General features: G+C 43.2%; 29 protein-coding genes and 6 tRNA genes. 9 read left to right on the top strand and 26 right to left on the bottom strand.

Features of this window, described 5'->3' with window-relative positions:
* Positions 1-15: 15 nt before the first annotated feature.
* From rplL to ACV7NC_RS11485, 13 genes are all read right to left on the bottom strand, one after another.
* A complete protein-coding gene (gene rplL, locus ACV7NC_RS11545; protein ID WP_458152726.1) occupies positions 16-399 on the bottom strand; it encodes a 50S ribosomal protein L7/L12 in 384 nt (127 codons plus the stop codon).
* Between the two features lie 53 nt (positions 400-452).
* Positions 453-968: a 50S ribosomal protein L10 gene (rplJ, locus tag ACV7NC_RS11540; protein ID WP_458152725.1), complete on the bottom strand. Its 516-nt coding sequence runs from the start codon at positions 966-968 to the stop codon at positions 453-455.
* Positions 969-1,269: 301 nt separating this feature from the next.
* Positions 1,270-1,962: a 50S ribosomal protein L1 gene (rplA, locus tag ACV7NC_RS11535; protein WP_458152724.1), complete on the bottom strand. Its 693-nt coding sequence runs from the start codon at positions 1,960-1,962 to the stop codon at positions 1,270-1,272.
* A gap of 1 nt (position 1,963) precedes the next feature.
* Positions 1,964-2,395: a 50S ribosomal protein L11 gene (gene rplK / locus ACV7NC_RS11530; protein ID WP_458152722.1), complete on the bottom strand. Its 432-nt coding sequence runs from the start codon at positions 2,393-2,395 to the stop codon at positions 1,964-1,966.
* 99 nt (positions 2,396-2,494) lie between these two features.
* Positions 2,495-3,028 carry a transcription termination/antitermination protein NusG gene (gene nusG, locus ACV7NC_RS11525; protein WP_458152721.1) on the bottom strand — a complete coding sequence of 178 codons (534 nt, stop codon included), beginning with the start codon at positions 3,026-3,028 and terminating at the stop codon, positions 2,495-2,497.
* A 19-nt stretch (positions 3,029-3,047) separates the two neighbouring features.
* The gene (secE, locus tag ACV7NC_RS11520; protein ID WP_458152720.1) at positions 3,048-3,392 is read right to left on the bottom strand and encodes a preprotein translocase subunit SecE; all 345 of its coding nucleotides are present in this window, start codon (positions 3,390-3,392) and stop codon (positions 3,048-3,050) included.
* A 166-nt stretch (positions 3,393-3,558) separates the two neighbouring features.
* Positions 3,559-3,634 (bottom strand) — tRNA-Trp (locus ACV7NC_RS11515).
* Between the two features lie 69 nt (positions 3,635-3,703).
* A complete protein-coding gene (gene tuf / locus ACV7NC_RS11510) occupies positions 3,704-4,894 on the bottom strand; it encodes an elongation factor Tu (RefSeq protein WP_458152719.1) in 1,191 nt (396 codons plus the stop codon).
* Positions 4,895-4,944: 50 nt separating this feature from the next.
* Positions 4,945-5,019, bottom strand: a tRNA-Thr gene (locus ACV7NC_RS11505).
* A 39-nt stretch (positions 5,020-5,058) separates the two neighbouring features.
* A tRNA-Gly gene (locus tag ACV7NC_RS11500) sits at positions 5,059-5,132 on the bottom strand.
* A 78-nt stretch (positions 5,133-5,210) separates the two neighbouring features.
* Positions 5,211-5,295, bottom strand: a tRNA-Tyr gene (locus ACV7NC_RS11495).
* Positions 5,296-5,457: 162 nt separating this feature from the next.
* On the bottom strand, positions 5,458-6,435 hold the full coding sequence (locus ACV7NC_RS11490) for an ABC transporter permease (protein ID WP_458152718.1): 978 nt from the start codon (positions 6,433-6,435) through the stop codon (positions 5,458-5,460).
* 26 nt (positions 6,436-6,461) lie between these two features.
* Positions 6,462-8,654: an ABC transporter substrate-binding protein gene (locus tag ACV7NC_RS11485; RefSeq protein WP_458154922.1), complete on the bottom strand. Its 2,193-nt coding sequence runs from the start codon at positions 8,652-8,654 to the stop codon at positions 6,462-6,464.
* A 137-nt stretch (positions 8,655-8,791) separates the two neighbouring features.
* Between ACV7NC_RS11485 and fabI the strand changes: the two genes are divergently transcribed.
* Positions 8,792-9,580 carry an enoyl-ACP reductase FabI gene (fabI, locus tag ACV7NC_RS11480; protein ID WP_458152716.1) on the top strand — a complete coding sequence of 263 codons (789 nt, stop codon included), beginning with the start codon at positions 8,792-8,794 and terminating at the stop codon, positions 9,578-9,580.
* Between the two features lie 25 nt (positions 9,581-9,605).
* Here fabI and ACV7NC_RS11475 read toward each other — a convergent pair whose 3' ends face one another.
* The 9 genes from ACV7NC_RS11475 to ACV7NC_RS11435 form a co-directional block, all read right to left on the bottom strand.
* Positions 9,606-11,492 carry a SurA N-terminal domain-containing protein gene (locus ACV7NC_RS11475; protein ID WP_458152714.1) on the bottom strand — a complete coding sequence of 629 codons (1,887 nt, stop codon included), beginning with the start codon at positions 11,490-11,492 and terminating at the stop codon, positions 9,606-9,608.
* A gap of 60 nt (positions 11,493-11,552) precedes the next feature.
* Positions 11,553-11,629: transfer RNA gene (locus ACV7NC_RS11470), tRNA-Asp, on the bottom strand.
* Between the two features lie 18 nt (positions 11,630-11,647).
* Positions 11,648-11,723: transfer RNA gene (locus ACV7NC_RS11465), tRNA-Val, on the bottom strand.
* 14 nt (positions 11,724-11,737) lie between these two features.
* Positions 11,738-12,010: an HU family DNA-binding protein gene (locus ACV7NC_RS11460; RefSeq protein ID WP_013648000.1), complete on the bottom strand. Its 273-nt coding sequence runs from the start codon at positions 12,008-12,010 to the stop codon at positions 11,738-11,740.
* A gap of 236 nt (positions 12,011-12,246) precedes the next feature.
* A complete protein-coding gene (locus ACV7NC_RS11455) occupies positions 12,247-13,236 on the bottom strand; it encodes an NAD(P)H-dependent glycerol-3-phosphate dehydrogenase (RefSeq protein WP_458152711.1) in 990 nt (329 codons plus the stop codon).
* Positions 13,233-13,682, bottom strand: a complete 450-nt coding sequence (locus ACV7NC_RS11450; RefSeq protein WP_458152709.1) for an SH3 domain-containing protein — start codon at positions 13,680-13,682, stop codon at positions 13,233-13,235. The genes ACV7NC_RS11455 and ACV7NC_RS11450 overlap by 4 nt, the downstream gene beginning before the upstream one ends.
* Before the next feature lie 52 nt (positions 13,683-13,734).
* Positions 13,735-14,178 (bottom strand): protein-export chaperone SecB, encoded by a 444-nt coding sequence (gene secB / locus ACV7NC_RS11445; RefSeq protein WP_458152707.1) that lies wholly within the window; start codon positions 14,176-14,178, stop codon positions 13,735-13,737.
* 75 nt (positions 14,179-14,253) lie between these two features.
* A complete protein-coding gene (gene grxC / locus ACV7NC_RS11440) occupies positions 14,254-14,511 on the bottom strand; it encodes a glutaredoxin 3 (RefSeq protein WP_458152705.1) in 258 nt (85 codons plus the stop codon).
* An 8-nt stretch (positions 14,512-14,519) separates the two neighbouring features.
* Positions 14,520-14,954, bottom strand: a complete 435-nt coding sequence (locus tag ACV7NC_RS11435; RefSeq protein ID WP_458152703.1) for a rhodanese-like domain-containing protein — start codon at positions 14,952-14,954, stop codon at positions 14,520-14,522.
* A gap of 307 nt (positions 14,955-15,261) precedes the next feature.
* On the opposite strand from ACV7NC_RS11435, the gene gpmA reads away from it, so the two are divergent.
* Genes gpmA through ACV7NC_RS11415 form a run of 4 tightly spaced genes read left to right on the top strand, consistent with a single transcriptional unit; the run spans position 15,262 to position 19,539 of the window.
* Entirely contained in the window at positions 15,262-16,011 is a 750-nt protein-coding gene (gene gpmA, locus ACV7NC_RS11430; RefSeq protein WP_458152701.1) for a 2,3-diphosphoglycerate-dependent phosphoglycerate mutase, read from the top strand.
* Positions 16,012-16,029: 18 nt separating this feature from the next.
* Positions 16,030-17,277, top strand: a complete 1,248-nt coding sequence (locus ACV7NC_RS11425) for a murein hydrolase activator EnvC family protein (protein ID WP_458152699.1) — start codon at positions 16,030-16,032, stop codon at positions 17,275-17,277.
* Between the two features lie 46 nt (positions 17,278-17,323).
* The gene (locus tag ACV7NC_RS11420; protein ID WP_458152698.1) at positions 17,324-18,754 is read left to right on the top strand and encodes a S41 family peptidase; all 1,431 of its coding nucleotides are present in this window, start codon (positions 17,324-17,326) and stop codon (positions 18,752-18,754) included.
* 11 nt (positions 18,755-18,765) lie between these two features.
* On the top strand, positions 18,766-19,539 hold the full coding sequence (locus ACV7NC_RS11415) for a HesA/MoeB/ThiF family protein (protein ID WP_458152697.1): 774 nt from the start codon (positions 18,766-18,768) through the stop codon (positions 19,537-19,539).
* Positions 19,540-19,558: 19 nt separating this feature from the next.
* On the opposite strand, the gene slmA is transcribed toward ACV7NC_RS11415, so the two are convergent.
* Positions 19,559-20,173 carry a nucleoid occlusion factor SlmA gene (slmA, locus tag ACV7NC_RS11410; protein ID WP_458152696.1) on the bottom strand — a complete coding sequence of 205 codons (615 nt, stop codon included), beginning with the start codon at positions 20,171-20,173 and terminating at the stop codon, positions 19,559-19,561.
* Positions 20,174-20,289: 116 nt separating this feature from the next.
* Here slmA and ACV7NC_RS11405 point away from each other — a divergent pair, with 116 nt between their 5' ends.
* Genes ACV7NC_RS11405 through lspA form a run of 3 tightly spaced genes read left to right on the top strand, consistent with a single transcriptional unit; the run spans position 20,290 to position 24,612 of the window.
* Positions 20,290-21,267 carry a bifunctional riboflavin kinase/FAD synthetase gene (locus tag ACV7NC_RS11405; protein WP_458152695.1) on the top strand — a complete coding sequence of 326 codons (978 nt, stop codon included), beginning with the start codon at positions 20,290-20,292 and terminating at the stop codon, positions 21,265-21,267.
* Positions 21,268-21,287: 20 nt separating this feature from the next.
* Positions 21,288-24,089, top strand: a complete 2,802-nt coding sequence (ileS, locus tag ACV7NC_RS11400; protein ID WP_458152694.1) for an isoleucine--tRNA ligase — start codon at positions 21,288-21,290, stop codon at positions 24,087-24,089.
* A 31-nt stretch (positions 24,090-24,120) separates the two neighbouring features.
* Positions 24,121-24,612, top strand: coding sequence for a signal peptidase II (lspA, locus tag ACV7NC_RS11395; protein WP_458152693.1), 492 nt, complete (start codon positions 24,121-24,123; stop codon positions 24,610-24,612).
* 32 nt (positions 24,613-24,644) lie between these two features.
* On the opposite strand, the gene ACV7NC_RS11390 is transcribed toward lspA, so the two are convergent.
* Complete coding sequence (locus ACV7NC_RS11390; RefSeq protein ID WP_458152691.1) at positions 24,645-24,980, bottom strand: hypothetical protein; 336 nt, start codon at positions 24,978-24,980, stop codon at positions 24,645-24,647.
* A gap of 76 nt (positions 24,981-25,056) precedes the next feature.
* Positions 25,057-26,304, bottom strand: a complete 1,248-nt coding sequence (locus tag ACV7NC_RS11385; RefSeq protein WP_458151994.1) for an IS256 family transposase — start codon at positions 26,302-26,304, stop codon at positions 25,057-25,059.
* A 72-nt stretch (positions 26,305-26,376) separates the two neighbouring features.
* Between ACV7NC_RS11385 and ACV7NC_RS11380 the strand changes: the two genes are divergently transcribed.
* A complete protein-coding gene (locus ACV7NC_RS11380; RefSeq protein ID WP_458152690.1) occupies positions 26,377-26,670 on the top strand; it encodes a hypothetical protein in 294 nt (97 codons plus the stop codon).
* 57 nt (positions 26,671-26,727) lie between these two features.
* Here ACV7NC_RS11380 and ACV7NC_RS11375 read toward each other — a convergent pair whose 3' ends face one another.
* On the bottom strand, positions 26,728-26,907 hold the full coding sequence (locus ACV7NC_RS11375) for a hypothetical protein (protein ID WP_458152689.1): 180 nt from the start codon (positions 26,905-26,907) through the stop codon (positions 26,728-26,730).
* Between the last annotated feature and the right edge of the window lie 79 nt (positions 26,908-26,986).

Raw genomic sequence — 26,986 nt, 5'->3', positions numbered from 1 at the left:
ATCTAACGATATTTTTTATTTGATTTCGCAGGTTGCTCCAGCTTCTACCAATTGCTTCTGGATGCTGGTAGCTTCATCTTTCGATACACCTTCTTTGAGAGGCTTAGGAGCGCCATCCACCAAATCTTTAGCTTCTTTCAGGCCTAATCCAGTCACTGCTCTTACAACTTTAATCACATTGACTTTGCTTTCACCTGCGGAAGAAAGAATCACCGTAAACTCTGTTTGTTCTGCAGCAGCTGGCGCACTACTCGCCCCACCAGCAGGTGCAGCAACTGCTACAGCCGCCGCCGCAGCCGACACTCCAAACTTTTCTTCCATTTCCTTAATCAATTGCGAGAGTTCTAGTACCGACATACTTGCAATTGCATCTAAAATTTCATCTTTTGATACAGCCATTATTTCTCTCCTGGTTATTTTTAAACTAAATTTGGATCAAATGATATCGACAATTACTTGCTATCACGAATCATTGCCAAGCCACGTACAAATCTTGTTGGAACTTCATTAAGAGTTTGAACGAATTTAGCTACTGGCGCTTGCATTGTTCCAAGCAATCTGGCTAACAACTCTTCGCGACTTGGTAACGAAGCAAGTGCAACAATCTCTGTAACCGACATAACATGCTCGCCAAGCGCACCTACCTTAATCACTAACTTTTCGTTGTCTCTCGAAAATTCATGAAGCACCTTCGCTGCTGCTACCGGATCTGCGCTTATACCGTACACCAAGGGACCCACCATATGCTTGGCTAATCCTGCATAAGGTGTTTCTGCAACAGCTCGACGAACCAGTGAATTTTTGATAACACGAAAATAAACTCCAGATTCCCGAGTTTTCGCTCTTAACTGCGTCATTTGACCAACTTCCATCCCTCGATACTCAGCAATAATTATGGCTTTAGCATTTGCGACCTGCGCACTTACTTCCGCTACTATTGCTTTTTTCTCATCAAGATTAAGACTCAAGGTTCACTCTCCATCAGTAAAAATAGCATTTGGATAAATTAAAAATCCAAATTACTACAAACTGGCGACCTTAAACCAGGAAAAAACTCCTGTTCTGGGTACACCATCTGCGCTGGGTATTCAACTTAATTAGAAAAAAGAATCCTAATCGACCTATTTATTTCTAATTGCGGAATTATTAAGCAACAAAAAGAATATATAAACAATCAACTGCTTATCTGTTCTAAAATTGCCCCAGTGGTCTTTGATAATCTGCATGAATGTTGCTGAATATCATCCATGCAGCCCAAAGTTCTATTTACTACACAATATTTGTTTGATCGACCCTCACACCGATCCCCATGGTGCTCGATACGGATACTTTTCTAAGGTAAGTGCCTTTTGACGAGGCTGGTTTAGCTTTGTTGAGTGCATCAATCAGAGCTAATAAATTTTGTTTCAGAGCTGCGATTTCAAATGAAGCTCGTCCAATCGTACAATGAATAATACCTGTCTTATCCGCTCTAAACTGCACTTGGCCAGCCTTCGCATTTTTTACAGCCCCCGCTATATCCATAGTAACCGTGCCAACTTTCGGATTCGGCATTAAACTCCGCGGACCTAAAATTTGGCCCAGTTGACCCACTACTCTCATGGCATCGGGGCTTGCAATTGCCACATCAAAATTTATTACTCCTGACTTTATCTCGGCGGCCAAATCCTCAAACCCAACAATATCTGCACCGGCTTCTTGCGCTTCCTTAGCCTTATCACCCTGTGCAAAGACTGCTACTCGCACAGTCTTTCCTGTGCCGGCCGGCAACACCACTGATCCGCGCACCGCCTGATCCGATTTTTTGGCATCTATCCCCAAATTAACTGCCACATCAATAGATTCGTTGAACTTAGCAGTTGCCGATTCTTTTACAATCCCTAACGCTTCTTCGATCTGATACACTTTGTTACGATCAATTTTTGCAATAAGATTGTTATAACGTTTTGATGAACGTGCCATTTTATATTCCCTCTACTTCAATGCCCATACTTCTTGCACTGCCAGCGATAGTACGTACTGCTGCATCTAAATTGGCAGCTGTCAAATCGGGCATCTTCGTTTTTGCTATTTCTTCCGCCTGGCTACGAGTCAACTTGCCAACTTTATCCAAATGCGGCTTTGGACTCCCTTTTCCTACACCTGCTGCTTTCTTAATTAAAACTGTAGCAGGGGTTGTTTTCATTACAAATGTAAAGCTCTTATCAGCATAAGCTGTAATTATTACCGGTACCGGCAATCCCGGTTCCATCTTCTGAGTAGCCGCATTAAAAGCTTTACAGAATTCCATAATATTTAATTGCCGCTGACCTAAAGCCGGACCGATTGGTGGACTTGGATTCGCCTTCCCTGCCGGAACCTGTAATTTAATATAGCCAGTTATTTTTTTTGCCACAGAAATCTCCTTGTTGGGTCCATACGAATGGTCGCCCACTCTCCCCGTTTATAAATGAAAATATTAAGAAAGTTCTTAAACTTTTGAAGATATAAAAAATCAGGTCTTTTCTACTTGATTAAAATCTAACTCTACTGGTGTTGGACGGCCAAAAATTGATACAGACACTCGCAACTTACTTTTATCATAATTCACATCTTCCACGTTACCGTGAAAATCCGTGAAGGGTCCATCTTTTACACGCACAGCTTCACCAATCTCGAATAATATCTTCGGCTTAGGTTTTTCAACTCCTTCTTGAATCTGATGCAGTATACTATCAACTTCCTTTTGGCTGATTGGTGTAGGCTTAAGCGCTGAACCACCGACAAATCCGGTCACTTTGTCTGTATTCTTCACTAAATGCCATGTATCATCCGACATTTCCATTTCAACCAGAACATAGCCAGGAAAAAATTTCCGCTCGCTGATATTTTTCTGACCACTCTTCATTTCAATTACCTCTTCCACCGGCACCAAGATCTGACCGAATTTATCCTGCATACCAGCACGATCAATGCGATCTTTCAAAGCACGCTGCACACTTTTCTCATACCCCGAATAAGCGTGAACTACATACCATTTCTTACTCATTCTTTCCTCTGAGAGAACGTCAGGCATCCTGATTCATCATCAACTTTACTAGAGACATTAATGCCGCATCTATGAGCCATAGAAATAAAGCCATTGCAATAACAAACGCGAATACTACGCCGGATGTCTGGAGTGTTTCTTTACGGTTCGGCCAAACCACTTTTTTGGTTTCTTCAATCGATTCTCTGCAGAACACAAAAAAATCCTGCCCTTGTGTTGTAAACCGTGCAGTAATTGCAGCCAGAATCAAACCTATAAGTACGGATAAAACACGGACAACCATCGCGCTTTCATTTAGGTAAATGAAACCAGCTATACCCACTAAAATAAAAATGATTACAAGCGCAAGCTTTAATTTATTCATCACAACAATTTTATCCTTCGGACTGGATTTCTTGACTTTACGGTATCAATTCACAAAAAAATTATGCAACAAATTACAGATACTAAAACCAATACAGGTTATCTATTATTATCTGACTTTAGATTAGCCTATTACAATTATATTCAGAAATTCAGGTTAAAAAATATGGCAGGCCAGGAGGGCATCGAACCCCCAACCTTCGGTTTTGGAGACCGACGCTCTGCCAATTGAGCTACTGGCCTATACCCTTTAACCTCTTTTATAATGTAAGTAAAATAACCAAACAATTATTATTTCGAAAAAATTCAGGATTACTCAATAATTTTAGCAACAACACCAGCTCCGACAGTCCTGCCGCCTTCGCGTATTGCAAATCGCAACCCATCTTCCATCGCGATTGGCGCTATCAAATTAACTGTTACTGATACGTTATCTCCAGGCATCACCATCTCCGTTCCTGCCGGCAATTCAATCGCCCCAGTCACGTCTGTGGTTCTAAAATAAAATTGTGGACGATAACCTGGAAAGAATGGTGTATGTCTACCGCCTTCTTCTTTACTCAATACATAAATTTCGGCTGTAAATTTTGTATGCGGCGATATGCTGCCCGGCTTCGCCAATACTTGACCACGTTCCACTTCTTCCCGCTTCGTACCACGCAGCAATATACCGACATTATCCCCGGCTTGCCCTTGATCTAATAACTTACGGAACATTTCAACACCCGTACATACCGTCTTCAGTGTCGGTTTCAATCCAACTATCTCTATCTCTTCGCCTACTTTGATAATCCCTCTCTCGACCCTTCCCGTTACCACCGTTCCTCGGCCTGATATCGAGAATACATCTTCAACCGGCATAATGAATGCGCCATCGATTGCACGTTCCGGTTGCGGTATATAACTATCCAATGCTTCCGCCAGCCGCAGAATCGAGGGCTCACCGATTTCACTTTGATCTCCTTCCAATGCTTTTAAGGCGGATCCAATGATGATCGGTGTATCATCTCCAGGAAATTCGTATTTCGATAACAGTTCACGAATTTCCATTTCTACCAGCTCAATCAACTCCTTATCATCTACCATGTCTGCTTTGTTCATATACACGATGATGTACGGCACACCTACTTGCCGAGCTAATAAAATATGCTCACGGGTTTGCGGCATCGGACCATCCGCAGCGGACACAACCAGGATCGCTCCATCCATCTGCGCCGCTCCCGTAATCATATTCTTCACATAATCCGCATGACCGGGACAATCAACATGTGCATAATGGCGATTGGCGGTTTCGTATTCCACATGCGCAGTATTAATGGTAATACCTCGCGCCCGTTCCTCAGGTGCCGAGTCGATTTGATCATAGCTCTTCGCTTCACCTCCAAATTTCTTCGTCAATATCGTCGTTATTGCCGCCGTCAGCGTCGTCTTCCCATGATCCACATGCCCTATCGTCCCCACATTCACATGTGGCTTCGACCGCTCAAATTTACTCTTTGCCATTATGTTTCCCCTATGCGTGCTTAAACCATATCAATCCATCATAAAACCTATGGAGCCCATGGCCAGAATTGAACTGGCGACCTCTCCCTTACCAAGGGAGTGCTCTACCACTGAGCTACATGGGCAAGCAGTTACAATACAACCATATGACCCACATCATCAACTGGAGCGGGTGAAGGGAATCGAACCCTCGTCGTAAGCTTGGAAGGCTTCTGCTCTACCATTGAGCTACACCCGCGCTATCTACTGGTAAGGAATGCACAAGATTAGGACGAAAAACGAGCCACAATCTCATTCCCAAAATACTTATATAACTTGGTGGAGGGGGAAGGATTCGAACCTTCGAAGGCAGAGCCGTCAGATTTACAGTCTGATCCCTTTGACCGCTCGGGAACCCCTCCGAAATAAACCGGTGATTATGAATAGATTGCGATCATAAGTCAATTAGGTTCTTTGTAAATCCCGAAAAATGTCTTAATAATAAATTTTGACGTCTATTCTTTATTTTCAGAACAGACATATTAGCAACATAGATGATTAAATCACATCGACTAGAGCATGCGTTAAACCAAACGAATTCTAGGATCTACAAGCGTATATGAAATATCGGTCAATATTAATCCAATGATGTAGAGCATCGACCCTAAAAAGACCATTGCTCTGACTATCGCAAAATCTTGAGAATTAATCGCATCAATGGTATAGCTCCCAAGCCCGGGAATGCCAAAAAAAGATTCAACCAGCAAACCGCCTAAAAATAATAAAGGAATCACCACTACAGCACCTGTTAAAATTGGAATTAATGCGTTCCTTAAGACGTGTCGAAACAAAACAAGACGCTCTGACAGTCCTTTGGCTCTCGCTGTACGAACATATTCTTTGTTCATTTCTTCAAGAAATATTGTTCGATACCAGCGAATATGCGATCCTGCGCTGCTGATGATCCCGATGATAACCGGTAGCAGCAAAAATTTTGTCGCATCCAGACCACTCCCAAAACCCGAGATCGGTACCCAGTGCCATACTTTACTCACTAAAAATTGCCCAACGATGATGTAAAAAAGGCTGGAAATAGACATTAGCGCCACACACAATACAACTCCCCAGAAATCGATATTCGTCGCACGGAAAAAGACCATCAATAGCGCCACAGAAATATAAACAAATAATCCCAGGACAAAAACAGGCAGCGCAATGGCAAGACTTGGCACCATCCGCGACTTGATCTCATGCGCAATATCTCTTCCATCGTCTGCTCTTCCAAAATCAAAAACAAACATCGAAAGTGATTTCTCAAAAAAGATTGTTTGCGTCAGTCTCTGCAATCCCGCTTCATCCTCATTTAGCAGCAACGGTTTATCATAACCTCGTTCTTTTTTCCATTTCTCAATTGCCTCGGGCGTCACATATTTGATACCCAATTGCATACGAGCCATATCATCCGGTGTATTGACAACAAAAAAAAGAGTAAAAGTAATTAGATTAACGCCTATTAGAATCGGGATAGCATAAATGATGCGTCGAATGATATAGGTAAGCATTGTTAAAGAAAGTTAATCATTAACAACTAAGATGATAACGCACGAACACCAATACTGCGCTCCCGACGCCGCAATGCTACCGATGCAGGAACAACACCAATAACAATTACCGCAAAAATAAGCATAAGTGGCCATAACACCGGATCATTCCATTCGCGTTGTTTCTGTGACCTTAGTTTCGCATCAATTTTAAAATACTTATAGTTATTATTGGCCAATCTGTTTGGCTTAACATTCTGATACCATGAATGATATAAGCCGTAATCTTTGGGGTGATAACCCCATAACCAAGGCGCATCATAGCGCAATATTTCTATCATTCGATCAATTATTTGCTGACGTTGAATCCCATTCTCTAAATTTTTCATTTGTTCAAATAAAGAGTCATATTCAGGATTACGATAGTTGGCTGCGTTCTCGCCACTATTGGCCACTTTGCTCTGAGGGCCATATAATAAAAACAAAAAATTCTCTGGGTCCGGATAATCCGCATTCCACCCCCATTCAAAAATCTGCGCATTCCCTTTGCGAATTTTATCTTGGAACCGATTGTAATCAGTGCTTCGAACGACCAATTGAATGTTCAATTTTTGGAATTGTTTGCGCATCCAATCGAGCTTCGATCGATCCTCGGAACTTCTTGCGGTTACATCAAAATACAGAATTAGGGGCGCACCCGTTTTTTGATCAATCCCATTCGGGTAACCGGCTTCAGCAAGCAAATTTTTGGCAACTTGAATCGATTTACGCCGCGGCCGATCCTTCACCCAGTCATAAACAATGGTATTTATACCTTCTCTGCCTTCACGGTACCCGGCTATTCCAGGTGATATCGGACTGTGTGCGGGTATGCCGCGTCCATTCGCAAAAATTGAAATAAATTCCTCATAATCAACTGCAATTGAAATCGCTTGCCGAAGCTTTCTTGCGTTTTCAATCCCTTCGCTATTTCTACCTCCCACCACCGGATCTAGCATATTGAATCCCATATAATAGGTCGATACTGCAACTGTCGTTTCCAGTCTGATCCCTTGTTCCGCCATCGCATCCGTGACTGTCGCCTCTCCTTGACTAACCAGTTGTACAGCTTGATCGAAACTATCGGAGCCGATTCCGCTCGCATCATAATACCCTTGCAAAAACTTATTCCATCGGGGAATACTTTCTCTTTCTCGAGTAAAAATAATTTTGTCGATAAAGGGTAATTTCTTACCTGCGTCCACCAATAAACCCATTTCTTCGTCTTCTGGCATTCCTTCTGCAGGGTAAAATTCATTCCGAAAATTCGGATTCTTTTCCAGCACCATCCTTAAATTAGGATTGTTCTCTGTTAACATATAAGGCCCGGTTCCGATCGGATACCAATCCAGCGTTATGTTTTTTTGCACCAGACCGCTCTGCGAAAAAAATTGATCAGCTTCCCAAGGGATCGGCGCAAAAAAAGGCATCGCTAACCAATAGATGAACTGAGGGTATTTGCCATTGATTTTTACTCGATAGGTATACCTGTCAACTAATTGCACACCTTCCAATTGATGATTTCTAAGATCTAAAAATGTATCCTTGGAAGGATAATTTTGAACTACCTGCCTTAACTCATCCGCATAGTTCCTTAATCCCACAATGTAATCCGCCATCAATTCATAAATGGGCGAGTGTAACTTTGGATGGGCCAGCCGTTTGATCTGATAAACATAATCTTCTGCCGACAACTCCCGGGAGCTGGTTTGCAAAAAATCGGACAGCTTAAATATCGAAGCCAGTTCTTTTTGATTCAAATTATGATAAAGAAAATCTCCACTCGAGTTTTTTGCAAAAGCGGGATGTGGTTGGTAATAAATCTCAGGCTTGATCGAGATTTCATAAATACTGTAAGCAATCTTGTCGGCGGGCGCATCGGCTGATAACTGCTGATCCATCGCATCATAGAATGTCACGATGGGCATTCTAGCGGCTGTGGCAGTGATCAGTTCAAAAGGCCTCTTCAAATAATGGTACTGCAAAGGTGGTTCGTAGATCTGCGCGGTAAATTGAATTTCATTGGAACTGTATGACTGTACCGGATCCAGATGTTTAGGCCGTTCCGTAAAAACTGTATAAAGAATATTTTTCTCGCCATCTTCTGTTGCATAAGGGCTATTCCAATTCTTTTCACCGCAGGCGGTAAATAAAAAGGACACTATCACTAATAAACAGTTTGAAATACACGACTTTGTCATTGCTGAAGGCTTCGAATTATAGAAATTTTCCATTGGTTGTGCATCTACAATCTCTTATGCTTGAATTAGACGGAATTCCCCCTATCACCCCCTTACGCTATAATTTATCAATTCAATCCATTTTACAAGGAAAACTCATGGGATTTCTCGCAAACAAACGTGTTCTCATAACCGGGCTTCTCAGCAACCGCTCCATTGCGTACGGCATTGCAAAAGCAATGAAACGTGAAGGTGCTTTGCTGGCTTTCACATATCAAGGCGAAGAAGTTCGCGATAGAGTCGAGAAATTAGCCAAAGAATTTGACAGCAATTTGTTATTTCCCTGTAATGTCGCCAGTGACTCAGAAATCTCTATTTGTTTTGAGAATCTTAGCAAACATTGGGATAGTCTGGATTGCATTATTCATTCAATTGCATTTGCTCCTCGTGAAGCTTTAACCGGAGATTTTCTCGATAGCATTAGTCGAGAAGCTTTTCAGATTGCCCATGATATCAGTTCCTACAGCTTCTCCGCGCTTGCTAAAGCTGCACTGCCTTTGATGCAGGGTCGGAATGGTGCGCTTCTGACACTGAGCTACCTCGGTGCTATCCGGGTTATGCCGAACTATAATGTAATGGGTCTGGCTAAAGCGAGTCTTGAAGCCAATGTGCGCTTCATGGCTTCGAGCTTGGGTTCCAAAGGAATACGAGTCAATGCAATTTCTGCGGGACCGATCAAGACTCTGGCTGCAGCCGGTATCGGAAACTTCAGTAAGCTATTAGGTTACACGGAAAAGGTTTCGCCACTTCGCCGCAATGTAACCATTGATGAAGTCGGAAACGTAGCCGCCTTCTTGTGCAGTGATTTAGCGAGTGGTATTACAGGTGAAATAACTTACGTTGATGCTGGATTTAACACGGTTGCCTTCAATCTGTTTGACGAATGAAAGTTCGTGCAACAACCATAAAAAATTAAAAGTTATCTTGCTTGATTTTTACATCGTATCGCTTTCTGATTGCTGATAGATAAGATGCCATCTCTTCCTGAGCAATCATTTGCTGTAACTGTTTTGTGAAATTCTCATTCTTATCTTTGTCTTTTTCCTCTATCTCAGGCGCTACGACTTTACTGATTCGTATTAAATTAAATCCACCTTTGGGGTCAATTGCGCCGGTATATACAGGGAAGCCTTTTGTCTCGGTTCGAGAAATAACTCGCATCGTTTCGATATCTAATCCGCGGGATTGCAAGTAAGAAATTAACTGTGGCTCACTCCAGACTACATCATCCAGGTCTTCCCCGCGTTGTAAACGTGCAAGTTTGGCTTGACCTTCTTCAATCGCTTTTCTTTCCGCCATTTGTTTCCTGAGTTTCTCAACGATCTGATCTTTAACTACTGCCAGCGATTGTTTTGTTGCTGGTTTATATTCAACGATACGGGCAGCCACAAAGGTATCCGGTTGAACCTCAATTACTTCGGTATTACGATGATTGGTAACGCTATCTTCAGAGAATACCGCGGATAGCAGTTTCTCATTCGACAAAATTGCCGGCTGAGCTGCATTTCTTGTAATCCAATCGCTTTGCTGAATAGCTAATTCAAACTTCTCAGCTGCAGGTTGTAAACTTTCACCTTGCTCGTAAACTACATTGCTGAAATCTTCCGCAATCTCTCCAAAAATATTACCGGCTGCTTCCAGCTTCAGTTTCTTTTCAATCTGTTCCCGCACATCTGCGAGATTGCGGCGAACTTCTTGCTTAATATCAGTCAATTTAATTACGTGAAAACCAAAATCGGTTTCCACCAGATCGCTGATTTCGTCCGGTTGCATTGAAAAAATTTTATCCTCAAATGACTTTACCATGACACCGCGACCAAAATATCCAAGATCTCCACCTTGCGTCGCAGAACCGGGATCATCCGACTGCTCCTTCGCAATTTCTGCAAATCGATCAGGATCCTGTCTCACTTGTTCCAGAACTTTCTCTGCTTTTGCAATTGCCGATTGCCTTTCATCATCAGGTGCATCTGCAGCCACACCTATCAAAATGTGACTGGCTCTCCGTTCTTCTGGTTGAATAAATTCTTCCTCATGCTCCTGAAAGAAATGACGAACTGCATCCTCACTCACAGTTTCACTCTTGGCTACTGCCTCTAGCGACAATACCAGGTATTCGATCTTTGCACGCTCCGGCAAAGTAAAATCAGCTTGATGCTGCTCATAGTAATTGTCTACTTCCGCATCTTCTGGAAACATATCCGACAGAAACTGCTCGGGTGAAATTTTTGATTGACTGATCTCTCGTTGTAATTCACTTAAATAACGTACTTTTTCGACCACCGTTTTGGGTGCAAATACGATTTCACTATAACCATCGAGCAATTGTTGCAATAACAATTCTTGACGCACTCGCGACTCGAATATTACCGGCGTTAATCCCTGAGCGCGCAACAAGTCTTCGTATTGTTGCTTAGAGAATTTATTATCCCGCTGAAAAGCAGGTACTTCGCGAATTGTTTTGGCAAGCTGAGAGTCAAGCACCGTGAAGCCATTATCTATTGCCTCACGGTGTAATAATCGCTGTTGGATCAGCCTTTCTAACACTGAATTTCTGACTTCAAACGTATCAAGCATCGCGCTATCAAAATTTGCGCCAAGCATAGCTCTCATTCTTTCGTGATGATCCCGCATTGCCTGCTCATATTCACGGCGAGAGATCTCCTCACCTTCGACTATTGCGACGAAACCCTCACTTCCGTCTCGGTAGGACTCGACCCCCCAAAACAAAAAAGGCAGCACTGCCAAGCCTAAAATAACTTGCACAACCCGCTTTTTACGGTTAACTAAGTCAAACACAATTAAAACCTGTGAGTGTGTAAAAGACGAAAGAAGAAATCAAAAACCCAGAAAAAAGTTTGGCGGAGTGGACGGGACTCGAACCCGCGACCCCCGGCGTGACAGGCCGGTATTCTAACCAACTGAACTACCACTCCTCAAACCAGCAATTTGGCTGGTGGGTGCTGACGGGATCGAACCGCCGACATTCGCCTTGTAAGGGCGACGCTCTACCAGCTGAGCTAAGCACCCGATCAGAAAGTCCGCTAGTTTACTGCATCTTTGAGTGCTTTGCCAGCACTGAATTTAGGAACTTTTGCAGCTTTAATTTTTATGGCGGCGCCAGTGCGCGGATTACGGCCTGTACGAGCGGCTCTAGTACCTACTTTAAAAGTTCCAAATCCGACCAATGTAACACTTTCATTCTTTTTCAGTGCTCCCTTTATTGCAGTTAATGCGCCATCCAATGCACTGCCTGCCGAGGCTTTGGAGATTTTAGCCGATTTAGCGATCGCTTCAATGAGTTCGGATTTGTTCATATAATTCCCCTTCTTAGTTAATGGTAATTAAATCACAAGCAAGTACTGCAGTCGCTCTTATATCAAGCTGTTAACGCCTGGTCAAGCAAATTGAGGTTTTCCGTAGGTTTTTTACCAATTCGCACAACAATTCAAAATGCTGTCAATTTTCTCAAAAAAATCAAAACTCAATCAGAACATACCGTTACAAAAGACAGACAAATAAAAACATTAAGTATCAGGCAAATTCACCAAAATTAATAAACTTCTGATTTTTGTTCGCGATTTAGCAACACTTCTACAGCGGCTCGAGCCGAAAGACGGCCTTGCAATATGCCGCACACTGCGTCGGTAATCGGCATTTCAATGTTTAATCGATTCCCAAGTTCTGATACCGACTGCGCCGTATGCACCCCTTCGGCGACATGCCCCAATTCACCCAAAATATCTCGCAGCGATTTCCCTGAAGCAAGCAGCAACCCTACTTGCCGGTTTCGAGATAGATCTCCCGTGCTTGTAAGAATCAAATCGCCAACCCCCGCCAACCCCATGAAGGTTTCCATTTTTCCGCCCAGACTCAGCCCCAATCGAGTCATTTCCATCAATCCACGGGTAATTAAGGCTGCTCGCGCATTATGTCCGAATCCAATACCATCAGAAATCCCAACAGCTATTGTAATTACATTTTTGACTGCACCGCCCGTTTCTACGCCAATAACATCTGGACTGGTGTAAATGCGCAATCTGGAGCTGTGCAGTTCTGCAGCAATCCTGCTGGAAAAATTGCTATCGCTCGAGGCCAGAGTCAAAGCCGTAGGAAGCCCTTGCGCAACTTCTTCCGCAAAACTTGGACCCGATAAAACACCGCAATTCTGCAATAACGTTATCTCTTCCTCTACGATTTGATGAGGCAAGTAACAGGTTTCAGACTCAAATCCCTTACACCCCCAAACAATCGGCATGCTGACATTATTAGCCGCAATAGCTTGCAAAGTCTCGCGCATGCCGGCAACCGGCACAACAATGATTGCAAGATCAGCGCAATCCAGTGCTTCGCTGAACGTCGATGTTATTTCTAGCGTTTCGGGAAATGAATAGCCGGGAAAGAATCTTTGATTTATCCGCTGCGTTTTCATTTCAAACGCATGATCCAGATCTTTAGTCCACATACAAATGGAATGCCGGCTTGATAGACTGATTGCAAGCGCAGATCCCCATGCACCTGCACCCAGTACTGCTATTCTCATGAACCCCAAACCTGAGTGACTTTTACAAAACCAGTTTGACCATCGATATGACGCACTTTCACCCATCCAAGCGCATCAGACTCCAACCATTCCATGACCAAGTTTTCCTCCGCCTGGAATAGTAGTTCAGAATTGCTATCAGCTGATCGATGGATATTTGCAAGCGGAACTGTGACGATGACATAGCGCTGTTGATTCAAAAATTTTTTCTCAATCCATGCAAGGCTTCCGCTGCTGTCACGAACTTTCACCCAACCTTCAACATCAACAACTACCTCAATCGGTAGATATCTGTCTGCTACATAGAGTTTGTCGGCTTTCAGTGAAGGAGCATCATACATAACGACAGATTTCTCCGCGATCGAGAAAAACGCCATTTCTGCTTTAGCCGTAATCGACAAGATTAACATGCTAAAAAACAACAATGCTGTAACTTTACTGCTCATCCGGAGTTATCTTCACTGAACTTGTTGATTTATGAATATTTAGAATATTGAACTAATTAGAGCTTGTTTTTGCTTCGGCTTTTTTCTGCTGATAGATAGCCTCAAAATTGACAGGATTCAATATAACCGGGGGAAATCCTGCGCGCGTAACTATGTCTGAGACCACTTCACGCAAATAAGGAAAAAGTATATTCGGACATCCAATTCCCAACACAGGATCAATCTCATCATTCGGAATGTTGCGAATCCTGAAAATCCCGGATTGCTGCGCTTCCACTAGAAACATAATCTTGTCTTTAATTTTTGCGGTAACTGTCACTGTCAGCAGCACTTCATAGAGTCCAACGTCAATGCCTTGGCTTTTAGTGCCAAGCTGCAAATTAATTTCGGGAGTCTCTCTTTCCAAAAAAATATTTGGCGCATTGGGGATTTCTAGAGATAAATCCTTTACATAAATTTTTTCTATCACAAAAACTGGTTGCTGTTGCTCACTCATCTTTATATCCTAAGGTCAAAAATTAATATGAAACTATTGGCAATTTGTTAATACGAATAAATGCAAAATCTATTGTTAATTTGCCAGCAACTCAGTCAACTCCCCTTTTCGGTCAAGTTGCGCCAAATCGTCATAGCCGCCCACATGAATATCACCGATATAGATCTGCGGAACTGTACGACGACCGGTTTTATTCATCATTTCACCGCGTTGATCGGGCTCAAGATCAATGCGAATTTTCTCAATCTCTTGCACGCCTTTTGAACGCAACAAGCTTTCTGCCATCTTGCAATAGGGACAAAACCCAGTTGTGTACATGATTACTCTAGGCATTGATCAATTTACCTCTTAACCATCGGTAAACCCGCACGTTTCCAAGCATCAATCCCGCCCATTAAATTAACGATCTGAGTAAAACCATTCTTTTTAAGAACAAGGCTTGGATTATTAGACCGAACACCACCGGGGTAAATGACAACAATAGGCTTATCTTTAAACTTTTCCAATTCAACCCATCGGTCCGCTATCTTCTGCGAAGGCACATGTTTTGCATTCGGTATATGACCCGCCAAATACTCACTATCATCCCGAACATCCAGAACTAGAGCATCCTTATAATTGATCAATCGCACAGCCTCGCGTGTATCAATTTCTTTGATCCCACCTTGTGTAAACATCGGGATAAGTAGCAATATTGCACTGACTACTGCAGCAATTACAAAAAACAGATTTTCCAGCCTTAATAGAAAATGGTCTTGAAATATTGATAATTCCATATAGCCCGCTTTAACTCATTAAATGGTTAATTTTAACAGAAACATCAGCGATTCGGATCTCACTTCGTTTACACGATAAGCAACGCACTAATTTTATAACATTTTCTCCACCGATCTATCTGTAGTTAAATTGGGTGTTAATTCCCTATTCATTCAAGATCAAGTAAGCAATGTGGCGTTGATCATTACTAAAATTTTTTCACACAAAAGAATCAGTCGGATACTGTGTTTACAACTGAAAATATAATAAAATATCACTGTTTTTAATCCTGCAACACTCACGCATCCCCTATTAGTAAAGATCAATATGAAAAAAATTGTTCTCCTGAGGCACGGAGAAAGTACCTGGAATAAAGAAAATCGTTTCACGGGATGGACGGATATCGACCTGACCCACAAAGGCATAAAAGAAGCTCAAGAAGCAGGGCGGCTTTTGCGCGAACAAGGTTTTACATTCGATATTGCTTATACATCCGTTCTTAAACGGGCCATCCGTACCTTATGGATTGTATTGGATGAAATGGATCAAATGTGGACTCCGATCCAACATACTTGGCGATTGAACGAACGCCATTATGGCGCACTTCAAGGCCTTAACAAGGCAGAGACCGCAGCAAAATATGGCGATGAGCAGGTTCTGATCTGGCGCAGAAGCTATGATGTAAGACCGCCGGCTTTGAGTGTTGATGATGATCGCTATGCTGGCAACGATCCTAGATACAAAGGCTTAGCACAAAGCGATATCCCTTTGACAGAGTGTCTTAGCGATACAGTAGCAAGATTCCTTCCTTACTGGAACTCCATTATTGCACCTCAAGTTCAATCCGGGAAAAGTATTATCATTGCAGCACATGGGAATTCATTAAGAGCATTGGTGAAATACCTGGATAATATTTCGGATGAAGAAATTCTTAATTGCAATATTCCGACGGGCATTCCACTGGTTTACGAACTGGATGACAATCTGAAACCGATCCAAAACTATTATCTAGGAGACTTGACAGCTGTTAATGAAGCGATGCAAGTTGTCGCTAATCAGGGAAGATCAACCGTATAAAGTGCGCACAGATCCCCGATGACGAGTGAAAATCTTGCATCCTTACTCATTAAGAGCTTCTCTTCGAGAATCGATTCGGACAGTAAATTCAGCATTCAACGGCAACAAATCTTACGATTTGTTTTAGTGGTTGCATTATCTTATCCGGCATCAATCTTTCCTGATAATAATGAAAACTTAAAACTGTTGCGAGAACGCATTGATATATTACAAAAAGAATTAAACAGGAAAGTAACAATCAAGCAGGGAGCAGCAAATGCCTTGCAAGAAACCGAGCTAGCGATCAGCAAAATCACGCAGAGATTAAACAAACTACTTGAAGAAGATCGGCAAGCTACTGAGAATTACAAGCAATTACAATTACAATATAAGCAAATCAAAAATGATATTGATACTGAACGCGGGCAGCTAGAAAAATTGCTCTATCAACAATACACAAGCGGACATCATACTTATCTCAAGTTGACTCTTTATCAGCAAAATCCCAATCAATTGGCTCGAAGTTTATATTATTACAATCAGGTATCACAAGCTCGTTCAGAAATCATTAATAATCTTCAAATCAATCAAGAAAAAATTGAAACTCTGATTCAGATTAGCCGTCAAAAGAAAGACGAAATTTCAGCCATTCAAACAGAATACTTCAATCAAAGAAAAAAACTTGAACAAGAGAAAAATAAGCACAAAATTTTACTATCGCAGTTAAGTGATCAAGTTTCAAAACAACAGCAAGAATTGAATAAACTTAATGATGACGAAAGACGCCTTAGCCGTTTAGTAAAAGAAATCAATAAATTAATTGTCGAAAAATCTGATACTACATTAATTAACAATAAATTACCCGATGCTAATTTAACGAATGATGCGCTTTTCTCAACACTAAAGGGTAAATTAAATTTGCCGGTTAAAGGATCAATTGTTAATAGATTTGGTAGTCAGCGTACAAACAAGCAGCTAACTTGGAAAGGCTTATTCATCCAATCACCGGATGGAAGCGATGTTAAAGCGATATCAGAAGGAAAAGTTGTTTTTGCGGATTGGCTTAGAGGATTTGGTCATTTGATCATTTTGGATCATGGAAACGGCTATATGAGTCTTTATGGCAATAATGCAACACTCCAAAAAAAAATCGGTGATACGATCCGGGGCGGAGATACGATCGCAACGGTTGGAAATAGCGGCGGTAACTCAGATTCAGGTCTTTACTTTGAACTTCGTCATAAAGGTAAGCCGTTTGACCCTTTGACGTGGATAAAAATAGAATGAGCTTAATGTTTTTTTACATAAACTTGATCAGTGCGGAGATAGCATAATGAGTAACATAATCAAAAAAACTGGTTTAATTCTGCTCGGCGTAATCGCTGGAATGATGCTGAGTTTGAATTTTTCCGCTATCGCCAAGAAAGATAACATCGATGCGATTCATCCGCTGCCAATTGAAGAACTACGAACATTCGCGCAAGTATTTGGTCGCATTAAAAGCGACTACGTAGAAGCCGTCGAAGATAAAAAACTGATCACCGAAGCCATTAATGGCATGCTCGTTGGGCTTGATCCCCACTCATCTTATCTCGATAAAGACGAATACAAAGAACTGCAAATCGGCACACAAGGTGAGTTTGGTGGTTTGGGTATCCAAGTCACAATGGAAGATGGGGTCGTCAAGGTAATCTCTCCTATAGAAGATACGCCAGCATTTCGCGCTGGTATTAAGACCGGAGATTTGATCGTAAAGCTCGACGATACAGTCGTTAAAGGCATGTCGCTCAATGAAGCAATCAAGCTCATGCGTGGTAAGCCCAATACATCCATCAAAATCACGATAGTCCGCGAGGGTGAATCAGAGCCGCTGGTGTTTAATCTGGTTCGGGATATTATTAAGATACAGAGCGTAAAATCAAAAATAATCGAGCCTGGATATGCTTATATCCGCATCACACAGTTTCAAGAGCAGACTGGTGAGAATCTCGCTACCGCCATCAAAACCCTCTTTGCCGAAAACAAGGGTGATATGAAAGGATTAATACTCGATTTGCGTAACGATCCCGGTGGATTGCTGAACGGTGCAGTAGCCGTTTCCGCAGCTTTCCTCCCTGAAAATTCGCTCGTTGTTTACACTGAAGGACGCAGTGCGGATGCGAGAATGAAATTGCATGCTAATCCTGAGTTCTATTTGCGGGGACCTGATGAAGACTACTTAAAGGGATTACCTGCTGAAGTAAAAACTGTTCCAATGATTACGCTTGTCAATGGAGGATCTGCTTCAGCCTCAGAAATCGTTGCTGGCGCCTTGCAAGATCATAAGAGATCCATTGTGATGGGTTCCCAGACGTTTGGCAAAGGATCCGTGCAAACCATACTACCGTTGGGAAACAATACAGCTATCAAACTGACGACCGCCAGATACTACACGCCTAATGGTCAATCCATTCAAGCACAAGGCATCACACCTGATATTCTTGATGAAACAGGAAACAACGATGAACAGCGGCTGCGGGAAGCGGATTTGAATCGCCACCTTTCCAACGGCAAAAAAACAGAGAAAAAATCAGTTTCCGAAACTGGAAAAACAGAACTGAAACCAACCGATGAGAAAAATGAGAAGAAGAATAAAGATAAGAAAAATAAAGCACCTATCGAATTCGGCTCAGAAGATGATCTCTTGCTGAAACAAGCCATGAATTACTTCAAAGGCATTGTGACGCTTCCAGAAAAAAAGAGTGATGCCAAGACAGAAAGCTGATCTTTAGGATTGTGAATGATCATCAGCTACTTCGCTACAGCCGTCATATCCTGCTACCTCAGATTGATGTTGAGGGGCAGGAAAAACTCTGCCAATCAAGCGTCTTAGTTATTGGCGCGGGCGGGCTCGGCTCGCCTGCGCTCATGTATCTCGCTGCTAGCGGTATTGGTAAGTTAATTGTTTGTGATGGTGATCAGGTAGATCTAACCAACTTGCAACGTCAGATCATTCACGATAATCAGTCGATTGGTTTAGCCAAAACGCTCTCAGCGAAACAAACACTCACAAAAATTAATCCGGAAATTAATGTCACGACTGTTCAAGAAAAAGTTGATGCTGCACAATTACTGCATTTAGTAGCCACAGCGGATGCGGTTATTGATGCATGCGATAATTTCGCGACACGCTCCCTCATTAACCAAGCATGTGTCATCCATAAAAAACCATTGATTTCCGGTGCGGTTGTGCGTTTTGAAGGTCAAGTTAGCGTCTTTGATTTAAGCCAGCCCGGAGCCCCTTGTTATCACTGTTTATACCCAATGGAAGGAGAGCAGGAAGATATGCCATGTGCAATTATGGGGGTATTTTCTCCCATTGCCGGCATCATCGGTTGCGTTCAAGCTGCGGAGACAATTAAAACTTTATTGAATATCGGAGAAAGTCTGAACGGACGGCTATTGTTACTTGACGCCCTGACAATGAATTGGCGTTCAGCCAAAGTAAACAAAGATCCAAGATGCCCGGTATGTCAAATGCAGTCCTCTACAACAACCATTTCTCCATAAGCTTTCATTACCAGCCATATCAGCCGATACCGCCCGGTAACAAAACCAAACGCTGGATTTCCCAACCAGCTAAAGGGCTTCGATTGAATTCGCTTTTAACAAATTGATGCCAGCAACCAATCACGAAACACATAAGCAGATTAGCATAGGCCGCTGCATCAATCTGGTTGCTTATTTTCCCTTCACTGATAGCAAATCGCAATGCTTGCTTGAGCGTTGCTTCCAGACGATCATGTAATTGATTAATGCGTATTTGCAGATGCTCATTCTCGTTAACCAATACATCACCGATCAAGAGACGTGTCATTCCAGGATTCTTCTGCGAAAAACCCATTAACAGCAATAATAAATTCTCAATTTGCTTAACACCAGAACTTTCCTCTTGCTGGATTTTATTAACCAATACAAACAGAGTTTTTTCGATAAACTCGATCAGCGCCCCGAACATTTCCGACTTGCTCGGGAAACAGCGATAAACCGAAGATTCCGATACCTCCAGCCGCTTTGCTAATGCGGCAACTGTAATTTTCATGCTATGGGGGTGCTCCAACATTTCTGCCAGAGTTTGCAAAATCTGATCTTTTCTATCAGATGATTTTTCTAAATGATCGGAACGCCGCAATTTATTAACCATACCAAACAAAGGACATCAATCAATTATAAAGCTAATGTAGCACACAATAACCCTGTATGAACCTAGACCTTTGCGCATTAATCAAGATAAAATCAACATTTTTTGGATTCCTGTTCATGCATATATGGCGAAAAACATCGTCCCGTGTTAAAACGCCTGTCGCGCTAACAATTGGTAATTTTGATGGTGTGCATATGGGGCATCAAGCAATGCTCAAACACTTACAAAAAACTGCCAAAATGCTCGGATTGCCTGCTTGCGTAATGACCTTCGAACCCCACCCACGAGAGTTCTTCTCACCCGATCAAGCACCAACCCGCTTAACGGGTATCCGGGAAAAATTGCAGTACCTTATTCAAGCAAATGTCGATCGTGTATACATTTGTCGCTTCGATTACGAGTTTGCAAAAATGCCTCCGGAACAATTTATCACGCGGATTCTCAGCGAAGAGCTAAACGTGCGTTGGCTACTTGTGGGCGATGATTTTCGTTTTGGTGCACGCCGGGCCGGCGATATAACCATGCTGCAAACTCTTTCGGCTGCAAACGGTTATACCGTCGAAATAATGCCAAACATAACGGTCAATGATACACGTGTTTCAAGCACAGTTATCCGCCAGGCATTGGCAAATGGAGATTTGGCAGCAGCAGATAATTTTCTGGGCAGGCCTTTCAGCATGAGCGGACGGGTTATCGATGGCGATAAACTTGGCAAGAAAATCGGTTTCCCGACTGCCAATATTCAATTAAAGCATAATCGCCCGGTATTATCGGGTATCTTTGCTGTTTCAGTCCGTGGCGCCATTCCATCATCTCCCATGACACCGCTACCTGGAGTTGCCAGTCTCGGAGTACGGCCAACCACTCATCAGAATGGCAGTTATGTATTGGAAGTGCACTTGTTTGACTTTAACCAGGAAATATACGGACAACGGCTGCAAGTTGATTTCTTGCACAAACTGCGTGATGAGCAAAAATTTTCCGATATCAGCGCGCTTATTCAGCAAATTGAAAAAGATATTGTGCAAACAAAAAATTTTTTCATGACAAAACCCAATGCGCACAATTCCAGTAGTATTTGCATTGCACACTAACCCATTAATCTGAAAATTCCATGACCGATTATAAGAATACGTTGAATTTACTCGACACCCCGTTTCCGATGCGCGGCAATCTCGCCAGCCGGGAACCCGCGATGCTGAAAGCCTGGCAAGAAAAAAATCTTTACCAAAAGATTCGCACCGCATGCAAAAACCGTCCAAAGTTCATCTTGCATGACGGACCTCCGTACGCTAACGGAGACATCCACATTGGTCATGCCGTTAACAAAATTCTTAAAGACATCATCATTAAAAGCAAAACATTGTCGGGATACGACGCACCTTACATCCCCGGCTGGGATTGCCATGGATTACCGATAGAACATCAGATTGAAAAAAAACACGGCAAGAATCTGCCCGCTGATAAAGTCAGGGAGCTTTGCCGCGCCTTCGCTCTTCAACAAGTTGAACGCCAGAAAGCCGACTTTATAAGGTTGGGCGTACTAGGAGATTGGGAGAATCCCTATCTCACCATGAATTTCAAAACCGAGGCCGGAATCATTCGCGCCCTTGGAAAAATTTATCAGAACGGTTTTTTATATCAAGGGCAAAAGCCGGTTAATTGGTGCATTGACTGCGGTTCGGCACTGGCGGAGGCGGAAGTCGAGTATGAAAATAAAACTTCACCGGCCATTGATGTTGGCTTTACCGTTAAAGCGGAATTCCACGAATTACTAAGTAATGCTTTTGGCGTCAACATTCCCGCCGAAACTCAAACTTTTGCCATCATCTGGACCACGACGCCATGGACTCTCCCGGCAAACCAGGCAGTTTGTGTTCATCCGGAGTTTGATTATGTATTAGTGCGAACATCGCGTGGCTTACTGATACTTGCCAGCGAACTGTTCGAAGCATGCCTGGAGCGTTACCAGCTCACTGGCGCGACATTGGCTAGCTGCAAAGGCCAAGCTTTAGAGCATTTACCCCTGCAACACCCATTTGAAGCGCGTACTGTAAAAATTATCTGTGGCAAGCATGTGACACTGGATGCTGGCACCGGCCTAGTGCATACAGCACCCGCGCATGGCTTGGACGACTATTTTGTCGGCCAGCATTATGGATTACCGAGTGAGAGTCCGGTGGATGGCAGCGGCAAATTTATTGCCCACACGCCTTTGGTAGGCGGTCTCCCGGTTTGGAAAGCAAACGACGTCGTTATTGACGCTCTTAATTCCAACTCTCACTTATTTTGTCATAAAAAAATTGATCACAGCTACCCCCATTGCTGGCGCCACAAAACCCCCATTATTTTTCGTGCGACACCGCAATGGTTTATTGGCATGAATCTCCACAATCTATGCGATACATCGGAACATCAAAAAAGCTTGCGCGAATTAGCAATGCAAGCAGTCGATGACACCGATTTCTATCCCAGCTGGGGGAGATCTCGTTTGGAAGCAATGATCAAGAATCGCCCGGATTGGTGCATTTCGCGCCAGCGGAATTGGGGGGTCCCAATGACCTTTTTTGTGCATAAAGAAACCCATGCACCCCACCCGCGTTCTCATGAACTGTTGGAATTGGTTGCGCAAAAAGTAGAACAACAAGGTATAGAAGCTTGGTTCTCATTGGATGCTAGCGAGTTGCTCGGCGAAGAAGCTAAGGATTACATGAAATCAACCGACACCCTGGATGTCTGGTTCGATTCCGGCACTACGCACGACACGGTCGTTAAGACAAACGAACAGCTTGATTTTCCTGTCGATCTTTATCTGGAAGGCTCCGACCAACATCGTGGTTGGTTCCAGTCTTCACTATTGACCAGCTGCTCGATTGACGGCCTAGCACCTTACCACGCGTTACTTACGCACGGTTTTGTAGTAGACGGACAAGGTCATAAGATGAGTAAGTCAAAGGGAAATGTCATTGCTCCACAAAAAGTGATGGATACTTCCGGTGCTGACATATTGCGATTATGGGTAGCTTCAACTGACTATTCCGGTGAGCTCTCGATTTCAGAAGAAATTTTGAAGCGGGTTGTTGAAAGCTACCGGCGTATCCGCAATACGTTGCGCTTCTTACTTGCTAACCTGACCGATTTCGATGCGAGAAACGACTCAGTCGCCGTTACTGACTGCTTGGAAATCGATCGCTATATGCTATCGTTTACCGAAACATTCCAAAAAGAACTGATCGCAGCCTATGAACGTTACGAGTTTCATCAAGTTGTTCACCAGCTGCACAATTTTTGCTCGGAGGATTTAGGCGGTTTCTATTTGGATATTCTTAAAGACCGTCTTTATACGTCAGCAACAAAAGGCCTCCCGCGCCGTTCCGCACAAACCGTGCTGCACCATATCGCCCACAGTCTGGTACGGTTATTTGCGCCGATTCTGAGTTTCACTTCCGAAGAAGTATGGGAATATCTGGCTAAAGATGCCAGTGATAGCGTTTTATTGCATCAGTGGCATACCTTCCCTACTCAATCGGCAACGGAGAGATTACAACAGCGCTGGGCAAGAATACGGATGTTACGCTCGCAAGTTCTGAAAAAACTGGAAGAATCCCGTGCACAAGGTGAAATCGGATCATCGTTAGCTGCAACGGTTGAAATATGCGCCAGCAGCGAAGACTTTCTCTTACTTAGCGAACTGGAAGGGGATTTACGTTTTGTACTGATCGTTTCCGAAGTCAGTCTGAAACAGGTTGATAACCCAATTCAGGAAGGCATCACGATAACATCCAGTATTCATAAAAAATGCGAGCGTTGCTGGCATTATCGTGAAGATGTAGGTCAACATGCAGAACATCCTACTTTGTGTACACGTTGTGTCACCAATCTTTATGGCGCCGGTGAACAGCGCCATTATGCCTAATACCAACACACATTGATCATGGAATTTTTCTATGAAGCTATCTATTAGTTTAAGTATTGCAGCGTTCATTCTAACCCTGGATCTTGCCAGTAAATACTGGGTTGAGTCCTCATTAGAATTCGGGCAGATAATCCCGCTTACCAGTTTCTTCAACTTGGTATTGACCTACAATCCAGGTGCGGCATTCAGTTTCCTGAGCGATCAATCAGGATGGCAACGTTGGTTCCTAAGTGGTATTGCTGGAACAGCGGTTCTGCTGATCATTTTTTTTCTAAATAGATACAAGCATGAGCAGTTATTCTGCTTTTCATTAAGCCTGGTTCTTGGAGGAGCATCTGGAAATTTATACGATCGCATCACACTGGGACACGTCGTCGATTTTCTGGATTTCTACATTGGCAGTTATCACTGGCCAGCTTTTAATATTGCCGACTCAGCCATTTTTGTCGGAGCTGCTCTTATGATTTATGACAGTTTTCGCAATAAAAAAGACCAAGAAAACCCCGCAGAAAAACCCGAATAATATCGTTTAAACCGACATTATCATTCGAAGCCTCATTTCTTCGACTTCTTTTCCTTGGTAATCGGGTTTTGCAAAGTATAGCCATGTTCCTTCATTTTATACCCGCCGTAAGCGCCCGCACCTGCTGCCACCAAGGTCCAGCAGCCTGATAACAGCGGCAGTATCATCATGCAAGCAATTGCGCTTACTATCTGTTTCCTTTTCATTCCAGCTCCCATTATAAAATTAAGAAAGTGCTGAACAACTCGCCGAGCAAGATGAGATGCAAGACAAGTAATGTGCAGAAAATTAGACTTTTCAAAGCGATAAGTTAATTTTCGAACACCAACTAACGCAGCAGATCGCAAAAACAACCAGACCGCTTTCATCCGTTTCTGCGCCAATGCAATTGCATTCCGCTCGACTGCAAAATGCGAGCTATAGTCAAATCTGGTGTACGGAGAATCAAGCGGCTTGCTGTTTTTGATCTCCTTTTTGTTTAACGCCGTTAACGAACTTGATGCCCTGCACAACGTCCGCTAACAGTTTATAGCCTCTCAGCCGGAACCATTTCTTCTGCGCCGTTTCCATCAGTTTAAACGCCATCGTCAAGGTTGTTGTCCGACTTCCACAGTTTTTGGTTCTGGCTGTTCTCAGTCGGACAGTTGCAAAAACTGATTCGACTGGATTGGTTGTTCTAATGTGCTGCCAGTTTTCTGCAGGATAATCATAGAAGGCCAGCATGGAATCTTTATCCTTTGCCAGGCATTCCATCGCTTTTGGATATTTCGGACTGAACCGTTCAACACAGTGATCAAACGCTTTATAAGCCTTTTCCCGTGTTTCCGCCTGCCAGATGTTATGCAATGCTTCCTTGACCTTGGGTTGCATGGCTTTGGGCAGCTTTTCCATTACATTTACGGTTTTATGCACCCAGCAGCGCTGTTGACCGGTATCCGGCCAGCATTGAGCTACAGCTTTCCAGAATCCCAATGCGCCGTCACCGACAGCCAATCTGGGAGCGTCTTTGAGGCCACGTTGTTTCAAGTCCATCAATACTTCAGTCCAGCTTGCTTCAGACTCACGATAACCGTCAGACAACGCCAGCAATTCTTCACGTCCCGTTTCATCAGAGCCGATAATCACCAGAAAACATAACCGGTCATCCATTCTCACCGTACTGTAGATACCATCAGCCCAGACGTAAACATACCGTTTGCCAGTCAGATCACGGCGAATCCAGTTTTGATAATCCTGTTCCCAGTTCTGCTTTAAACGGCCAATCGTTGCAGACGACAATCCGGGCGCATCTGCTCCCAGCAGGTGCTTTAACGTCTCTGTGAAATCTCCTGTTGAAACACCTCTCAGATACAACCAGGGCAAAAATTCCTCAATACTGCGCGTTCGTTTCAAGTAGGGAGGAATCAGATTGCTGTTAAATTTGATGCCGGAACCGCTGCGATCGCGTACTTTCGGCACTTTGATCCCAATATCACCAAGACCGGTTTGAATCGAGCGCTCCGGTAGATAACCATTTCTGACTACTACCGATTTTCCTTCGTCAGTTTTTAAACCGCCATGTTGCTTGAGAAAAACAGCCACTTCCGCTTCAATAGCGGTGGCCAGCATCTTACGCGCGCCTTCTCGCAGCACTTCCTGTAACGGATCATTTTGTTCTGGTTTATTCAGATTAAAAACATTACTATCTGTCATGCGGTGTTTTCCTCGTTTTGTTGATTGATCTGCCGAGATCCTCTACAACAGGTTACACCGCTTCCTTCTCCCTTGTCATACACCAGAAATAATCATAGCTCGCGTGACCTACCCGATGAGCGTGACGAAGAACTACGCAAACTGGCGAAGGAAGCTAAAGATGAGATCAGCCGCGTTGCGGACATTGGAGGTTTTATCCTTTCGGCTCAGGCGCTAGAGATCATCGGAGAGTACGAGCGGCGTAGCAGAGATACAAAACATATTGAATCTTGGCACGCGTACCTGGAACATGACTACGAGATCACCGATCATTGCCTCAAGTCATTCATTGCCGCAGCAAAACGCGATCTCGGCAATGCGACATAATCTCATGCACGAGCAGATTTTCATCGAGTTTATATTCGACTCGCGAGGCGCTCACTCTTACTTGGATGATTTCTTTTCCTTCTCCTTAGTAACAGGGTTCTGCAGGGTATAGCCTTCTTCTTTCATTTTATAACCACCGTAGGCGCCTGCCCCTGCTGCCGCAATCGTCCAGCACCCCGATAAGAATGGAACTACCACAACAAAAATACTTGCAATTAACAGTCGCTTGGTTCTCATGATCGCCCCTTACAAAACGATTTATAATCCTATCCGTTTTTTATGACTGCAAATCATCGTATAAAGTTACAAACTTTCA

It is taken from the genome of Nitrosomonas limosa, from assembly GCF_054188085.1.
Note: the sequence above shows the minus strand (reverse complement) of the source record. Positions and strands in the feature narration are given on the sequence as shown.

Bases quoted from the DNA above. Each gene is read 5' to 3' on its own strand.
- rplL (WP_458152726.1), bottom strand. From the start codon at position 399: ATGGCTGTATCAAAAGATGAAATTTTAGATGCAATTGCAAGTATGTCG.
- rplA (WP_458152724.1), bottom strand. From the start codon at position 1,962: ATGGCACGTTCATCAAAACGTTATAACAATCTTATTGCAAAAATTGAT.
- nusG (WP_458152721.1), bottom strand. From the start codon at position 3,028: ATGAGTAAGAAATGGTATGTAGTTCACGCTTATTCGGGGTATGAGAAA.
- secE (WP_458152720.1), bottom strand. From the start codon at position 3,392: ATGAATAAATTAAAGCTTGCGCTTGTAATCATTTTTATTTTAGTGGGT.
- tuf (WP_458152719.1), bottom strand. From the start codon at position 4,894: ATGGCAAAGAGTAAATTTGAGCGGTCGAAGCCACATGTGAATGTGGGG.
- ACV7NC_RS11490 (WP_458152718.1), bottom strand. From the start codon at position 6,435: ATGCTTACCTATATCATTCGACGCATCATTTATGCTATCCCGATTCTA.
- ACV7NC_RS11485 (WP_458154922.1), bottom strand. From the start codon at position 8,654: ATGACAAAGTCGTGTATTTCAAACTGTTTATTAGTGATAGTGTCCTTT.
- fabI (WP_458152716.1), top strand. From the start codon at position 8,792: ATGGGATTTCTCGCAAACAAACGTGTTCTCATAACCGGGCTTCTCAGC.
- ACV7NC_RS11460 (WP_013648000.1), bottom strand. From the start codon at position 12,010: ATGAACAAATCCGAACTCATTGAAGCGATCGCTAAATCGGCTAAAATC.
- ACV7NC_RS11455 (WP_458152711.1), bottom strand. From the start codon at position 13,236: ATGAGAATAGCAGTACTGGGTGCAGGTGCATGGGGATCTGCGCTTGCA.
- ACV7NC_RS11450 (WP_458152709.1), bottom strand. From the start codon at position 13,682: ATGAGCAGTAAAGTTACAGCATTGTTGTTTTTTAGCATGTTAATCTTG.
- secB (WP_458152707.1), bottom strand. From the start codon at position 14,178: ATGAGTGAGCAACAGCAACCAGTTTTTGTGATAGAAAAAATTTATGTA.
- grxC (WP_458152705.1), bottom strand. From the start codon at position 14,511: ATGCCTAGAGTAATCATGTACACAACTGGGTTTTGTCCCTATTGCAAG.
- ACV7NC_RS11435 (WP_458152703.1), bottom strand. From the start codon at position 14,954: ATGGAATTATCAATATTTCAAGACCATTTTCTATTAAGGCTGGAAAAT.
- gpmA (WP_458152701.1), top strand. From the start codon at position 15,262: ATGAAAAAAATTGTTCTCCTGAGGCACGGAGAAAGTACCTGGAATAAA.
- ACV7NC_RS11425 (WP_458152699.1), top strand. From the start codon at position 16,030: ATGACGAGTGAAAATCTTGCATCCTTACTCATTAAGAGCTTCTCTTCG.
- ACV7NC_RS11420 (WP_458152698.1), top strand. From the start codon at position 17,324: ATGAGTAACATAATCAAAAAAACTGGTTTAATTCTGCTCGGCGTAATC.
- slmA (WP_458152696.1), bottom strand. From the start codon at position 20,173: ATGGTTAATAAATTGCGGCGTTCCGATCATTTAGAAAAATCATCTGAT.
- ACV7NC_RS11405 (WP_458152695.1), top strand. From the start codon at position 20,290: ATGCATATATGGCGAAAAACATCGTCCCGTGTTAAAACGCCTGTCGCG.
- ileS (WP_458152694.1), top strand. From the start codon at position 21,288: ATGACCGATTATAAGAATACGTTGAATTTACTCGACACCCCGTTTCCG.
- lspA (WP_458152693.1), top strand. From the start codon at position 24,121: ATGAAGCTATCTATTAGTTTAAGTATTGCAGCGTTCATTCTAACCCTG.
- ACV7NC_RS11390 (WP_458152691.1), bottom strand. From the start codon at position 24,980: ATGAAAGCGGTCTGGTTGTTTTTGCGATCTGCTGCGTTAGTTGGTGTT.
- ACV7NC_RS11385 (WP_458151994.1), bottom strand. From the start codon at position 26,304: ATGACAGATAGTAATGTTTTTAATCTGAATAAACCAGAACAAAATGAT.
- ACV7NC_RS11375 (WP_458152689.1), bottom strand. From the start codon at position 26,907: ATGAGAACCAAGCGACTGTTAATTGCAAGTATTTTTGTTGTGGTAGTT.